Annotated in this window: 10 protein-coding genes and 1 pseudogene; 5 read left to right on the top strand and 6 right to left on the bottom strand. The window is 74.5% G+C overall.

Features of this window, described 5'->3' with window-relative positions:
- Positions 1-175 precede the first annotated feature (175 nt).
- Positions 176-1,807 carry a GMC family oxidoreductase gene (locus tag H0S66_RS10945; RefSeq protein ID WP_179615418.1) on the top strand — a complete coding sequence of 544 codons (1,632 nt, stop codon included), beginning with the start codon at positions 176-178 and terminating at the stop codon, positions 1,805-1,807.
- Complete coding sequence (locus tag H0S66_RS10940) at positions 1,804-3,390, top strand: aldehyde dehydrogenase family protein (protein ID WP_246305132.1); 1,587 nt, start codon at positions 1,804-1,806, stop codon at positions 3,388-3,390. The genes H0S66_RS10945 and H0S66_RS10940 overlap by 4 nt, the downstream gene beginning before the upstream one ends.
- A 25-nt stretch (positions 3,391-3,415) precedes the next feature.
- On the opposite strand, the gene H0S66_RS10935 is transcribed toward H0S66_RS10940, so the two are convergent.
- The 3 genes from H0S66_RS10935 to cysS are packed head-to-tail and all read right to left on the bottom strand — an operon-like array spanning position 3,416 to position 7,629.
- The gene (locus H0S66_RS10935) at positions 3,416-5,269 is read right to left on the bottom strand and encodes a metallophosphoesterase (RefSeq protein ID WP_179615417.1); all 1,854 of its coding nucleotides are present in this window, start codon (positions 5,267-5,269) and stop codon (positions 3,416-3,418) included.
- On the bottom strand, positions 5,256-6,212 hold the full coding sequence (gene rlmB, locus H0S66_RS10930; protein WP_179615416.1) for a 23S rRNA (guanosine(2251)-2'-O)-methyltransferase RlmB: 957 nt from the start codon (positions 6,210-6,212) through the stop codon (positions 5,256-5,258). The genes H0S66_RS10935 and rlmB overlap by 14 nt, the downstream gene beginning before the upstream one ends.
- Complete coding sequence (gene cysS / locus H0S66_RS10925; RefSeq protein WP_179615415.1) at positions 6,202-7,629, bottom strand: cysteine--tRNA ligase; 1,428 nt, start codon at positions 7,627-7,629, stop codon at positions 6,202-6,204. The genes rlmB and cysS overlap by 11 nt, the downstream gene beginning before the upstream one ends.
- Before the next feature lie 212 nt (positions 7,630-7,841).
- On the opposite strand from cysS, the gene H0S66_RS10920 reads away from it, so the two are divergent.
- Positions 7,842-9,158: a peptidase C39 family protein gene (locus tag H0S66_RS10920; RefSeq protein ID WP_179615414.1), complete on the top strand. Its 1,317-nt coding sequence runs from the start codon at positions 7,842-7,844 to the stop codon at positions 9,156-9,158.
- An 18-nt stretch (positions 9,159-9,176) separates the two neighbouring features.
- On the opposite strand, the gene H0S66_RS10915 is transcribed toward H0S66_RS10920, so the two are convergent.
- Positions 9,177-10,769: a molybdopterin-dependent oxidoreductase gene (locus tag H0S66_RS10915; RefSeq protein ID WP_258016864.1), complete on the bottom strand. Its 1,593-nt coding sequence runs from the start codon at positions 10,767-10,769 to the stop codon at positions 9,177-9,179.
- Between the two features lie 166 nt (positions 10,770-10,935).
- Here H0S66_RS10915 and ispF point away from each other — a divergent pair.
- Positions 10,936-11,350: pseudogene (gene ispF, locus H0S66_RS10910) on the top strand (2-C-methyl-D-erythritol 2,4-cyclodiphosphate synthase).
- 81 nt (positions 11,351-11,431) lie between these two features.
- Complete coding sequence (locus tag H0S66_RS10905) at positions 11,432-12,220, top strand: IspD/TarI family cytidylyltransferase (RefSeq protein ID WP_258016863.1); 789 nt, start codon at positions 11,432-11,434, stop codon at positions 12,218-12,220.
- On the opposite strand, the gene H0S66_RS10900 is transcribed toward H0S66_RS10905, so the two are convergent.
- Together H0S66_RS10900 and H0S66_RS10895 are read right to left on the bottom strand one after the other, a co-directional pair.
- Positions 12,207-12,845, bottom strand: a complete 639-nt coding sequence (locus H0S66_RS10900) for a 2-C-methyl-D-erythritol 4-phosphate cytidylyltransferase (RefSeq protein ID WP_179615411.1) — start codon at positions 12,843-12,845, stop codon at positions 12,207-12,209. The genes H0S66_RS10905 and H0S66_RS10900 overlap by 14 nt on opposite strands.
- 88 nt (positions 12,846-12,933) lie before the next feature.
- Positions 12,934-13,419, bottom strand: coding sequence for a CarD family transcriptional regulator (locus H0S66_RS10895; protein WP_179615410.1), 486 nt, complete (start codon positions 13,417-13,419; stop codon positions 12,934-12,936).
- Positions 13,420-14,177 lie beyond the last annotated feature (758 nt).

The raw sequence follows: 14,177 nt of genomic DNA, 5'->3' as shown, positions 1-14,177 counted from the left end.
AGGGGTGGTCGGAGCGGCATCGGCGCTGGTGGGGACGCTGATCGGCGTGGACCAGACCGGGATCACGGGCCGGGCATGTCCACGACCCGGCACCGCCGTTGTGACGCAGACCACCCCGGCATACGGTCGGTCCCACGCGGCGGGCATCGGGCCCGGGCCGCGAGAAGGAGGGCCGATGAGCGTGCGGGAGAGCTTCGACTACGTGGTGGTGGGGGCCGGCAGCGCCGGCGCGGTCCTGGCCGCCCGGCTCACCGAGGACCCGGGCACCTCCGTGCTGCTGCTGGAGGCGGGCGGCCCCGCGGAGTCCGACCACATCTCCGTCCCGGCGGCCTTCCCCAACCTCTTCAAGACCCGGTGGGACTGGAACTACCAGACCACCGAGCAGAAGCAGCTCGGCCGACGCGCCTACTGGCCGCGGATGAAGGCGCTCGGCGGCTGCTCGTCGATGAACGCGATGATCTACATCCGCGGCAACGCCGCCGACTACGACACCTGGCGCGACGACCACGGCGCGCACGGCTGGGGCTACGACGACGTGCTGCCCTACTTCCGCCGGGCCGAGGCCAACAGCCGCCTCGGCGGGCCCCTCCACGGCACGGACGGCCCCCTGCACGTGGAGGACCGCCGCTACACCCACGACCTGACCCACGCCTGGGTCGAGTCGGCGGTGGCCACCGGCATGGCCCGCAACGACGACTTCAACGGCGCCACCCAGGAGGGCGCCGGGCTCTACCAGGTCACCTGCCACCAGGGCCGGCGCTGGTCGACCGCCCGCGCCTACCTCGACCCCGCCGCCGACCGGCCCAACCTCACCGTGCGCACCGGCGCGCTGGCCGAGAAGGTCGTCGTCGAGGGCGGCCGCGCCGTGGGCGTGCAGTACCAGCACGGGCGCGGCACGCAGACGTCGTACGCCGCCGCCGAGGTGCTGCTGTGCGGCGGCGCGGTCAACAGCCCGCAGCTGCTGATGCTCTCGGGCATCGGCCCCGGCGCGCACCTGCGCGAGGTGGGCGTCGACGTGGTGCTCGACCAGCCCGCGGTGGGCGCCAACCTGCACGACCACCCGGCGCTGCCGCTGGTCTTCGAGACCCGCGGCACCACCGACCTGGCCGAGCTCAACACCCTGGGCGCCTTCGCGCGCGCCAAGCTGATGGGCCGGGGGCCGCTGACCTCCAACGTCGGTGAGGGCGGCGGCTTCTGGCGCACCCGCGAGAGCCTGCCCGCCCCCGACCTGCAGGCCCACGTGGCGCCCAGCGGCTTCTGGGACAACGGGCTGCACGAGCCCACCAGCCGCAAGGTCACCGTCGCCCCGACGCTCGTGCACGTGGCTAGCCGCGGCTCGCTGCGGCTGCGCTCGGCCGACCCGCGCTGGCACCCCGACATCGACCCCGGCTACTACGACGACCAGGCCGACCTCGACGCGATGGTCGCGGGCGTGCGCCGGATGCTCGACGTGGTGGGCACCGGCCCGCTGGCCGAGCTGGTCGCCGGGCCCGGGCTGCCGACCATGCGGTGGGGCGCCGACCCCACCGACGCGCAGATCGAGGAGCACCTGCGCGCCGAGACCCAGACCCTCTACCACCCCGTCGGCACCTGCGCGATGGGCGACGACGACCGCGCGGTCGTCGACCCCGAGCTGCGGGTGCGCGGCGTCGAGGGCCTGCGCGTCGTCGACGCGAGCGTGATGCCGATGGTCACCCGCGGCAACACCAACGCCCCCACCATCATGATCGGCGAGAAGGCCGCCGACCTGCTGCGCGGGCGCGCCGCGGTCGGCGCCGGCGCCACCTCCGGGAAGGACCACCGATGAGCGACACCATGCCCCAGGACCAGCAGGACCAGCAGGACCAGCAGCACCAGCAGGACCGGCAGAAGCTCGAGTCCTTTGACCCCGCCACCGGCGACGTGGTCGGGGTGCACGCCGTCGACGACGCCGCCTCGGTCGAGGCCGCCGTCGCCCGGGCCCGGGCCTCGGCGGCCTGGTGGGCGGGCATCGGCTTCGACGCCCGCGCCGAGGTGCTTGGCCAGTGGCGCGCGGTGCTGACCCGGCGGATGGCCCAGCTGGCCGACGTCGTGCACGCCGAGACCGGCAAGCCGCACGCCGACGCCCAGCTCGAGATCGGCCTGGCCATCGACCACCTGGCCTGGATCGGTGCCAAGGCCGAGAAGGTGCTGGGGCGCCACCGGGTCTCCCCCGGCCTGCTGCTGGCCAACCACAGCGCCTCGGTGGAGTACCTGCCGCTGGGCGTCGTGGGCGTCATCGGCCCCTGGAACTACCCGGTCTTCACGCCGATGGGCTCGATCGCCTACGCCCTCGGCGCCGGCAACACGGTCGTCTTCAAGCCCAGCGAGCTGACCCCCGGCGTGGGCGTGTGGCTGGCCGACAGCCTGCGCGAGGTGGTGCCCGGCCAGCACCTGCTCCAGACCGTGATCGGCTGGGGCGAGACCGGCACCGCGCTGTGCCGCGCCGACATCGACAAGCTCGCCTTCACCGGCTCGACGGCGACCGGCAAGAAGGTGATGGCCACCTGCGCCGAGAACCTGACCCCGGTCGTGATCGAGGCCGGCGGCAAGGACGCCCTGATCGTCGACGAGGACGCCGACCTCGACGCCGCCGCCGAGGCCGCGGCCTGGGGCGCCTTCTCCAACGCCGGGCAGACCTGCATCGGCGTCGAGCGGGTCTACGTGCACGAGAAGGTCGCCGACGACTTCATCGGCAGGCTCTCCGAGCGGGCCCGCGCGGTCCACGCCGGCGTCGACGCCGAGGCCAAGCTCGGCCCGATGACGATGAGCTCGCAGCTCGAGGTCGTGCGCAGCCACGTCGACGACGCGATCGCCCGCGGCGGGCGTGCCGTGGTCGGCGGCCCCGAGTCGGTCGACGACCGGTTCGCGCAGCCGGTGGTCCTCGTCGACGTGCCCGAGGACTCCCTGGCCGTCACCGAGGAGACCTTCGGGCCCACCGTGGTGGTCAACCGGGTCGGTTGCATGGACGAGGCCGTCGAGAAGGCCAACGCCGGCAAGTACGGCCTCGGCGGCGCGGTCTTCTCGGGGCGCCGGGGCGCCGAGATCGCCCGCCAGCTGCGCTCGGGGATGACCTCGGTCAACGCCGTCATCGCGTTCGCCGCGGTGCCCTCGCTGCCCTTCGGCGGGGTCGGCGACTCCGGGTTCGGGCGCATCCACGGCGCCGACGGGCTCAAGGAGTTCACCTACGCCAAGGCGGTGACCCGCCAGCGGATGAAGCCGGTGCTCAACCTGACCACCTTCGAGCGCACCGAGGAGCAGGACACCCTCTTCGCCACCATGCTCACCGCCCTGCACGGCCGTGCCAGCCAGATCGGCAAGCGCCCGCTGCGCGAGCGGGTGGCGGCCGTCCGCGAGAAGCGCCGGGGGTAGCCCGGCGCGGCCGGCGGGCCCGGCCTCAGGCCTCGCCGGCCCCGTCGTCGAGGCCGTCGTCGGGCCCGTCGCCGGGGGCGATCGGGCCGGGCGCCGGGCCGTCGGTGGGGCCCTCGTCGGGGGTGCCGGCGGGGTCGATGTCGGAGAGCTCGATGTAGTCGTCGACCACCCACACGCCGTTGGTCTGCAGGTTGACGGTCTGGATGCCGACCGGGCTGCCGTCGCGGTAGGTGATCAACGAGACCTGCGCCTCGCGGCGGATCTTCGAGCCGAGCGCGATGGCGTACGCCGCCCCGCCCGTGGTGCCCATGGTGAACCGGTAGCCGGTGCGCGGGCCGGCCTCCTCGGGGGTCTCCTCGCCCTCGGCGTCGCTCGCGCCCTCGGCGTCCTCCTCGCTCTGCTCGTCGGTCTGCTCGTCGGTCTGCTCGTCGGCCGCCGGCTCCGCGTCGCCCTGCTCGCCGGAGACGGGCTCGGCCGCCTCCGCCCCGTCGCCGTCGGTGGCCTCGTCGGCCACGACGGGGTCGGGGCCCTCCTGCACGTGGAGGTGGCCGCCGACGACGAGGTCGACGCAGCCGCGGCGCAGCGCCTCGGAGGCCAGGTTGGCGTCGTGGACCAGCACCGTGTCGATCGGCTCGTCGGCCGCGCACGCGGCGTCGGCCAGGCGCTCGCCGACCTCCTCGAAGCTCAGCCCGCCCTCGTCGCGCCAGCTGCCCAGGCCGCTGGAGCGGGGGTCGGCGACACCGAGGAGGGTGCCGCCCCCGGGCCCCTCGACGACCTCGCCGTCGAGCATCGTCCAGCCCAGCTCCTCCAGGTACTCGACCACGAAGGTGCCGTTGTCGTGGTTGCCGGCCACGCCCCAGCGCGGCAGGTCGTCGAAGGCGGCCGAGACCGAGTCCAGCGAGAAGGCCTCCCAGCTGGAGCCGGTGGAGGTGTCGTCGCCGCCGTTGAGCACCCCCACGGCCCCGACGTTGTCGCCGACCGCCCGGGCCACCACGTCCATCTGGATGTTGTCGTGGCGGTCGCTGACCATCGTGACGACGACCTCGTCGTCCTCGGGCAGGCGCAGGTCGAGCTCACGGGCGGCCTCGGCCGCCTCGGTGTAGAACGTCTGGGACTTGTCGTAGGTGTTGACCGCCGACTCGATGAGCCGGCGGGTCGAGGTGGTGGTGACGTCGCCGCGGATCTCCACGCCGTCGACCTCCTCGGGCAGCGGCACGCCCTCGCCGACGAAGTCGGCCAGCGGCACCCACTCGCGCTCGGCCTCGGCGGCCGCGACCGCGTCGTCGGGCGGGGTCCAGGGCTGCCACAGCCCCAGCACCATCGCGACCGCGAGCAGCGCGGCGAGCACGCCGTACGGCGTGGGGAGCGCGAGCAGCAGCTGGCGGCGCCGGCTGCGGCCCAGCAGCAGCCACACCAGCACCGGCACCGCGCCGATGACCAGCCCGCGCAGCAGCGCGTCGAGGGCCATGTCCTCCATCGCCGAGCGCAGCTTGGCCTGCGGACCCTCGGGCGAGGAGGCGATCAGCGCGTAGCGCTGGACCAGGTCGTCGGTGCTGGCCGCCTCGGTCTTGCCCAGCTGCACCTGCACGCCCAGCGGCAGGCCGGAGGAGATGCGCAGGTCCGGGAGGACCGGCCCGGTGCGCAGCTCGACCTGGCCGTTGAGGGTCGGGCGGACCACCGACTCGTGGCTGGCCAGGCTGACCTCGCGGTCGCTGCTGAGGAACAGGAAGCCGGCCGCGAGCAGCGAGCCGCCCAGCCAGACCGCCAGGCAGCCGAGGACCACCGCGCCGCGCACGGTGTGCCCGAGCAGGCGGCCGCGCAGGCCCCGCTCGGCCGCCGGCTCGGCGGCCTGGGACGAGGCGGGCTCAGGCTCGGGCACGGGCGATCGCGTAGAGGGTCACGCTGGCGGCGACGCCGGCGTTGAGGGACTCGAGCTGGTTGGCCATCGGGATCGAGACCAGCTGGTCGCAGTTCTCGGCGACCAGGCGCGAGAGGCCGTTGCCCTCGGACCCGACGACGACCACGAGCGGGCCGTCGGCCAGGTCGAGGTCGGGCAGGTCGACCTCGCCGTCGGCGGCCAGGCCGACGACCATGCAGCCGGCGTCCTGGTACTCCTTGATCTGGCGGTTCAGGTTGACCGTCTGCGCGACCGGGATGCGGGCGGCGGCACCGGCGCTGGTCTTCCAGGCCGAGGCGGTCATGCCGGCGGCGCGCCGCTCGGGGATGACCACGCCGTGGGCGCCGAAGCCGGCCGCGCTACGCACGATCGCGCCGAGGTTGCGGGGGTCGGTGACCGAGTCGAGCATCACGATCAGCGGCGGCTCGCCCATCTCCTTCGCGCGCTCGATCAGGTCGTGCGGGTCGGCGTACTCGTAGGAGGGGATGCGGGCCGCGAGGCCCTGGTGCACCGCGCCCTGGGTGAGCCGGTCGAGCTCGCCGCGGCCGACCTCGAGGAGGCTGACGCCCTTGTCGGCGGCCAGCGCGAAGACCTCGCGCAGCCGGCCGTCGCGCTCGGCGCCCTCGGCGACGTACACGCCGTTGACCGGCACGCCCTCGCGCAGCGCCTCGAGCACCGAGTTGCGCCCGGCGATCCACTCGGCGTCGCTGCTGCCGCGGCGCTTCTGGGAGCCGCCCTTGGACTGCGAGCGGTTCTTCTCGGCGCGCTTGGCGGCCTTGTGGGCCTGGTGGTACTCGCGGTCCTTGGCCTTGGGGGTCGGGCCGCGGCCCTCGAGCCCGCGCTTGACGCGCCCACCCGAGCCGGCGGTGGGATTGCCCTTGCCGGTCTTCTTGATCGCGCCCTTGCGCTGGGAGTTACCGGCCATTGATGAGGCTCCACTTCGGTCCGTCAGGGGTGTCCTCGACCTCGATGCCGGCGGCCTTGATCTGGTCGCGGATGGCGTCGGCCGCGGCGAAGTCCTTCGCCGCACGCGCCTGGGCACGCTGGTCGAGCAGGCCGTGGACGAGGGCGTCCACGGCGGAGGTCAGCTGGTCGTCGGCGCCCCGGGCCGGGCCCCAGGCGGGGTCGGCGGGGTCGAGGCCCAGCACGCCGAGCATGGCGCGCACCGAGGCGGCGTTGCCGCGCAGGGCGGGTGAGTCGGCACCGGCCCCTTCGGCGAGGAGCTTGTTGCCCTCGCGGACGACGTCGAAGACCGCGGCGACGGCGGCGGGGGTGCCGAGGTCGTCGTCCATCGCGGCCACGAAGTCGGCGCAGTGCATGCCGGTCGCGGGGATCTCGCCGAGCACCCCGCGGGCCCGCTCGAGGTAGGCCTCGATGCGCCGGAAGCCGACAGCGGCCTCCTCGAGCGCCTCGAAGCTGAACTCGACGTGGCTGCGGTAGTGGGCCGAGACCATGTAGTAGCGCAGCTCGATGCCGCGGAAGCGCTGCAGCACCGAGGGGATGGTCAGGCTGTTGCCGAGCGACTTGCTCATCTTCTCGCCGGCGGTGGTGATCCAGGCGTTGTGCATCCAGTACGACGCGAAGCCGTGGCCCGCGGCGCGGCTCTGCGCCTGCTCGTTCTCGTGGTGCGGGAAGCGCAGGTCGACGCCGCCGCCGTGGATGTCGAAGGCCTCGCCGAGGTACTTGCCGGCCATCGCCGAGCACTCGATGTGCCAGCCGGGGCGGCCGGGGCCCCAGGGGCTGGGCCACGAGGCGGTGGCGGGCTCGGCGGCCTTGCGGCCCTTCCACAGGGCGAAGTCGCGCGGGTCGCGCTTGCCCCGGGGGTCGGCGTCCTCGGCGGGCTCCATGTCGTCGAGGCCCTGCCGGGTCAGCTCGCCGTACGACGGCCAGGAGCGCACGTCGAAGTAGACGTCGCCGGAGCCGTCGGCCGCGGCGTAGGCGTGGCCCTTCTCGACCAGCTGCTCGATGAGGGTGATCATCTCGGGCACGTGGGCGGTCGCGGCCGGCTCGTAGGAGGGCGGCAGCACGTTGAGCGCGGTGTAGGCGCGGTCGAGCTCGCGCGACATGTCGTAGGCCAGGTTCCACCACGGGCGGCCCTGCTCGGCCGACTTGGCCAGGATCTTGTCGTCGATGTCGGTGACGTTGCGGATGAACGTCACCTCCAGGCCCTGGTGCGCCAACCAACGGCGCAGCACGTCGAAGTTGACCCCCGAGCGCACGTGGCCCACGTGCGGCTCCGACTGCACCGTCAGCCCGCACACGTACACGCCCGCCCTGCCCTGCTGCAGGGGGACGAAGTCGCGGACGTCGCGCGTGGCGGTGTCGTAGAGCCGGAGAGTCACCCCGCAAGTGTAGGAGCGCGCTCTCCCCCGCCCCGCATCCCCGCCCGGGCTGGGCCGCCGGTCCTCCACAGGGAGTTTCATCGGGTACCCGATGGACCTCCCGCTGCCTGGCTGAAGGATCAGCCGGGTGGCGCCAGGTTCATCGGGTACCCGATGAAACTCCCTCGGGCCGACCTGTGACGCAAGTGACGGATGTGACGTACCGTGGCCCGGTGCTGCGATCCGCCCTCCCCGCCACCGCGCTCGCCCTCCTCGCCACCGCGCTGGCCCCCGCCCCCACGACGTACGCCGCCGACGGCGGCAGCGACGCCGCCTCGAGCTCCAGCGCGGCCCGGGCCGACACCTCGGCGCGCAGCGCCACCGCGCGCAAGATCAACCACCAGGCCTGGGACGGCTCGGCACAGTGGAAGAAGGGCCGCTCCACGGCGGTGAAGGTCAAGCGCGGCCGGGTCTTCCACCAGCCCTCGGCCACCACGTCGACGCGCTCGCTGGGCGGGACGACGTACACGACCGCGCGCTGGAACGGCCCGTGGCACCGCCCCGGGTTCTCCTTCACCGAGCTGATCGCGTCGTGGGAGGCCAAGACCCCCGGCGACAGCTGGATCGAGGTCGAGGTCAAGGGCCGCGCCGCCGACGGGCGCCGCTCCTCGTGGGACCTGCTGGGCCGCTGGGCCTCCGGCGACAAGTTCGTCGAGCGCACCACGGTCTCGGGGCAGAGCGACGACCTTGCCTCGGTCAACGTCGACACCTGGCGGGCCCCCGCCGGGCTGGTGGCCTACCGGCTGCGGGTGACGATGGGCCGCAAGGCCGGCGCGAGCAGCAACCCGCCCAGCGTGGGCGCGGTGAGCGCGATGGCCTCGCGGCTCCCGAGCGGCTCGGTGCAGGCCTCGGCCCCCGGCGTGGTCAGCAAGGCCGGCGGCACGGTGCTGCCGGTGCCGACGTACAGCCAGATGACCCACCAGGGCCACTACCCGCAGTGGGGCAACGGCGGCGAGGCGTGGTGCTCGCCGACGTCGACGTCGATGGTGCTGGGCTACTACGACGCCCTGCCGAAGCCCAAGGACTACTCCTGGGTGCCGGCCGGGCACAACGACCCGTGGGTCGACCACGCGGCGCGGATGACCTACGACCACGGCTACCAGGGCACCGGCAACTGGCCCTTCAACACCGCCTACGCCGCCCGCCAGACCGACGCGGCCTTCGTCACCCGGCTGCGCAGCATGCGCGAGACCGAGAAGCTGGTGGCCGCGGGCATCCCCGTCGTCATCTCGATCGCCTTCGACCGCGACGAGCTCACCGGCGCCCCGATCGGCGCGTCCAACGGCCACCTGCTGGTCGTCGTCGGCTTCACCCGCGACGGCGACGTCGTGGTCAACGACCCGGCCGGGGCCTCCAACGGCGCGGTGCGCCGCACCTACGACCGCGGCGAGCTCGAGAACGCCTGGCTGCCCCGCTCGGGCGGCACGGCGTACGTCATCACCGACGCCGACCACCCGCTGCCCTCGCCGGAGAACCACTCCAACTGGTAGGGCCGCGGCCGACCGGGCTCAGCCGGCGGCGGTGTCGGTGGTGTCGGTGGTGGTGAAGTCGACCTCGTCGAGACCGGTCGCGCCGTCGGGCAGCACGTCGCGCTCGACGTCGGTCTGCACGTTGCCGGCGCTGTCGGTGGCGCGCACCCGCACCAGGTGGTCGCCGGGCGCGACCTCGGTGGTGCCGGCCCACTGCACCCAGGTGTCGGCGCTGGGCACGCGGCCCAGGTCGGCGGGCACCCACGGCCCGCCGTCGACGGAGAACTCCACGGCCGAGATGCCGGTGCCCTGCATCCAGGCGACCCCGCCGAAGGCGACGTTGCCGGCCGGCACGCTCTCCCCCGAGCGCGGCACGTCGATGCGCGAGGCGATCTTGACCGGCCCGCGCTCGCCCCAGCCGCGCTGGGTCCAGTACGCCGAGAAGTCGGCGAAGCGGGTCACCTCGAGGTCGACGACCCACTTGGTCGCCGAGACGTAGCCGTAGAGCCCGGGCACCAGGGTGCGCACCGGGAAGCCGTGCTCGATGGGCAGCGCCTCGCCGTTCATCGCCACCGCCAGCATCGCCCCGCGGTCGTCGGTGAGCGCCTCGAGCGGGGTGCCGCAGGTCCAGCCGTCCTCGGAGGTCTGCAGCACCGCGTCGGCGCCGGGCAGCACCCCCGCCTCGGCGAGCAGCTCGGAGGTGAGCACGCCGGTCCACAGCGCGTTGCCGACCAGGTCGCCGCCGACGGGGTTGGAGACGCAGTTCAGCGTCACCCACGCCTCGGTGCGCTCGCGGGCGAGCAGGTCGTCGTAGGTCAGCTCGATCTCGCGCTCGACCAGGCCGTGGATGCGCAGGCGCCAGTCGACCGGGGCGATCGCGGGCACCACCAGGGCGGTGTGGATCAGGTAGAACTCGTCGTTGGGCGTCTGCCACGAGGCGATGTCGTCGACGCCCAGGCTCGAGCCGCGCGGCGGCGGGGTCTGGCCCGCGCCCTCGATGCGCAGCAGCCGCCGGGTCTCCTCGACCGCGCGCCGCCCGCTGCCGAGCACCTTGCCTGCGCCGGCGACGACCACGGCCGCGCCGCCCACCAGCAGCGCGCGCACCAGGAACGCGCGCCGTCCCTGCGCCGCGGCCGGCGAGCCGACGGGCGGTACGTCGGTCGGCACGGCGGGACGGGCCGGTTCGCGCGCGGCCCGCTCGGCGCGCCGCAGCGGCGTGACCAGCAGCGCCAGCACGACCAGCCAGGTGAGGTAGCCGATGACCACGGGCAGCAGGTCGACCGGCCCGGAGCCCCGCTGCAGCAGCACCGCCGCGGCGGTGAGCAGCGCCAGCACCGAGTAGCCGGCCAGCGGCGCCCACCACCGGGTGCGGGCGGCGGTGCCGAGCGCGGCGAAGACGAGCGAGACGATCAGGAAGATCATCACCAGCAGCAGCGCCTTGTTGGAGGCGCCGAAGAAGCGGATCACGAAGTCGGCGACCGGGCCCGGGGTCAGCCGGATGACGGCCTCGGCGATCGCGACCACCGGCGACTCGCGGATGGTCAGCACCATCGCGGCGGTGTAGCTGGTCGCCAGACCGGTCAGCCCGGCCACCAGACCGGCCAGCCGCCACATGCCTGCACGTCCGTCCACCTGTCGATCATCCCCCACGCACCCCCGGGGGCCCGCGCTCGGGCATGATCGCGATGTGAACGGCACCCCCGAGCAGAGCCCCCGCACCGACCGTCCCGCGCCGGCGTACGCCGCCCTGCGCACCGGTGTCGGCACCGACGTGCACCGGCTGGTGCCGGGCGCCGAGATGCACCTGGCCGGGCTCTCCTGGCCCGACGAGGAGGCCGGTCTCGAGGGCCACTCCGACGCCGACGTGGCGGCGCACGCGGCCTGCGACGCGCTCTTCTCCGCCGCCGACCTGGGCGACCTGGGCTCGCACTTCGGCACCGCCGAGCCCGAGTGGGCCGGCGCGTCGGGCGCCACCCTGCTGGCCGAGACCGCCCGCCGGGTGCGCGCGGCCGGGTTCGAGGTCGTCAACGTCGCCGTGCAGGTGATCGGCAACCGGCCCCGTCTCGGCCCACGGCGCGACGAGGCCCGGGCGGCGGGCCGCGGTCGGCGCCCCGGTGTCGGTCTCGGCGACCACCACCGACGGGCTGGGCCTGACCGGGCGCGGCGAGGGGGTCGCGGCGATCGCGACCGCGCTGCTGGTGGCCATCGACTAGACCCCGGGACGTCATCACCCCCGCGGCGGGGGACGTCCCGCCCGTATGACGTCCCGAGCCGGGCCTGGGTACGGTCACCGCGTGCCGCACCCGACGCCCTCCCCCACCCCACCGACCTCTCCCACCGCGACCGTGGTCGTCCTCGGCGCCGGCTCCGGCTCGCGCGTCGGCGCGGGTGTCAACAAGGTGCTGCTGCCGCTGGCCGGACGCCCGGTGCTGGCCTGGTCGGTGCTCACCGCGCTGGCCACCCCCGGCGTGGGCCGGGTGCTGGTGGTCGCGCGCGCCGACGAGCTCGACGAGGTCGCCGAGGCGCTGGCCCCGCACCTGCCGCTGGACGACGCCGGCGCGGACGACGAGGGCCGGGGCCGCCCGGAGGTCGGGCTCGTGGCCGGCGGCGCCACCCGGCACGCCTCCGAGGCCCGGGCGCTGCGCAGCCTCGCCGCCGACGTCGAGGCCGGGCGCACCGACCTGGTCGTCGTGCACGACGGCGCCCGCCCGCTGGCCCCGGCCGCGCTCTTCACCGCGGTCCTCGAGACGGCGCGCAGCAGCGGCGGGGCGCTGCCCGGCGCCCCGGTCGCCGGGGTGCTGACCCGGGGGCTGCAGCAGGTGCCCGACGCGCTGGTGGGCGTGCAGACCCCGCAGGCCTTCCGGGCCGGCCCGCTGCTCGAGGCCTACCGCCGCGCCGACGACGACGGCTTCGAGGGCACCGACACCGCCGCCTGCTTCAGCCGGTACGCCGACCTGCCGGTCGTCGCGGTCGCCTCGGGGCCCACGAACCTCAAGGTCACCTGGCCCGAGGACCTCGCCCTGGCCGAGGAGCTGCTGGGCCGGACCGGGTCGCTGCCGGGCGGGTCGCTCAGCGAGCGGTGAGCGCCTCGAGGACGGCGACGTCCTCGGGACCGGTCACGCGACGACCCTCGGGGGGCGCCTCGCGGGTCACGACCGGGAAGCGCTCGGCCAGCATCGCGACCAGCTCCCCCATGTCGTCGGAGGGCAGCGCGTCGAGCGCCGCGACCACGCCGGCGGGCAGCACCACCGGCGAGGTGACCACCAGCAGCTGCTCCCGGTCGGGCCCCATCCGCACCGTCGGCAGCGCGTCCGCCCCGTCGACGGTCTTGACCGTGTCGGTCACCGGTCGCACGCCCACGACGACCGCCTGGCGGCGTACGGACTCGCGCAGGCAGTCGGCGATGAAGTCGGCCGGGGTCATCGGGCACAGGCAGTCGTGCAGCACCACCGGCTCGCCGGAGTCCGCGAGGCCCTCCCACTCGGTGCCGATGTCGACGGGGGTGACCCCCGACTCCCCCAGGCCCCACGCGGCGACGGCGACCAGCGCCTCGCCGTGCAGGAGCTCGAAGGGCAGCGAGCCGCGGTTGGTCTCGAGCACGGTGCCCAGCGCGGGCGGCAGCTCGTCCTCGTCCTCGAGGTCGGACCAGTCGGGTCTGTCGAGGCTGTCGGGGCTGTCAGTGCTGTCGGGGCTGTCGGGTGGGGTCATGGTGGGTCCACCCTAGGACGCACGACGGCCCCCGGGTGGTCACCCGGGGGCCGTCGAGATGTCGCTGTGCTGGAGGTGGTGCTCGCCGTCAGGAGGCGAGCACCTCGTCGAGGATGACCTCGGCCTTGTCCTCGTTGGTCTTCTCGGCCAGGGCCAGCTCGGAGACCAGGATCTGGCGCGCCTTGGCCAGCATCCGCTTCTCGCCGGCCGACAGGCCACGGTCGCGCTCGCGGCGCCACAGGTCGCGCACGACCTCGGCCACCTTCATGACGTCGCCGCTGTGCAGCTTCTCCAGGTTCGCCTTGTAGCGGCGCGACCAGTTGGTCGGCTCCTCCACGTGAGCGGCCCGCAGGACGTCGAAGACGCGGTCGAGGCCCTCCTTGTCGACGACGTCACGCACGCCGACCAGGTCGAGGTTGCAGGCCGGGACGCGAACGACCAGGTCCTGCTGGGCAACGATCCGCAGGACCAGGTACTGACGGTCCTCGCCCTTGATGGTCCGCATCTCGATGTCCTCGATGACAGCGGCCCCGTGATTGGGATACACAACCGTTTCGCCGACGGTGAAAGTCATATGTCAGGTTCCCCTTCCTAGGTGGCCATCTTAACACGGGATCGAAGCGTCCTCCGCATCGTTTGTGCAGGTCAGAGGCGCAATGCGGTCTTGACAGATGGCTCGGGGGTGTGGTGGCGGCCCTCCCCGGGGGCGTGACGCACCCCACCCCCGACGTCGGGCGCGTCGGGCGAAAAGTGCCTCCTACCTGCGCGGACCTCCCGCGAGGAGCCCCCTCGGCGGGGATACTGCCGGGCATGGCCCGACCCCACCTGCCCCGCCGCCGCCCGGCCGCCCCGCGCCCCGCGGGGACGCCCGTCGGGGAGCCCGTCGCCGAGCCCACCACCCCTCCGGGCCCCACCCCTCCGGCCGCCGGCTCGGCTCCCACCCCGGGGCCCGGCTCGAAGACCGGCCCGACGACCGGCTCGACGACCGGCTCGACATCCACCGCGACCGCCGAGCCGGCGGGCACGCCCGTCGCGCCGCCGCCGCCCACGCCGCGGGCGCGACGTACCGGCCCGGCCCGGATCCTCGACGCCACGCCGGTGCTGCTGGTGCAGGCCGCCCACCCGCGCCAGGCCGTGGCGACCGCCGTGCTGATGAGCGTCGCCGCGGCGCTCGCGGACCGCCCGACCCGCGAGCTGGGGCTGGTGCTGCTCACCGTGCTGGTGGGCCAGGCGATGCTGGGCTGGCACAACGACCTGGTCGACCGGCGCCGCGACGCCGCCGCACCACGCGACCCGGGGCAAGCCCCTCGCCGACGGGCGCCTCGACCCCGG

This window comes from Nocardioides marinisabuli, from assembly GCF_013466785.1.
Lineage (GTDB): Bacteria > Actinomycetota > Actinomycetes > Propionibacteriales > Nocardioidaceae > Nocardioides > Nocardioides marinisabuli.
Note: the sequence above shows the minus strand (reverse complement) of the source record. Positions and strands in the feature narration are given on the sequence as shown.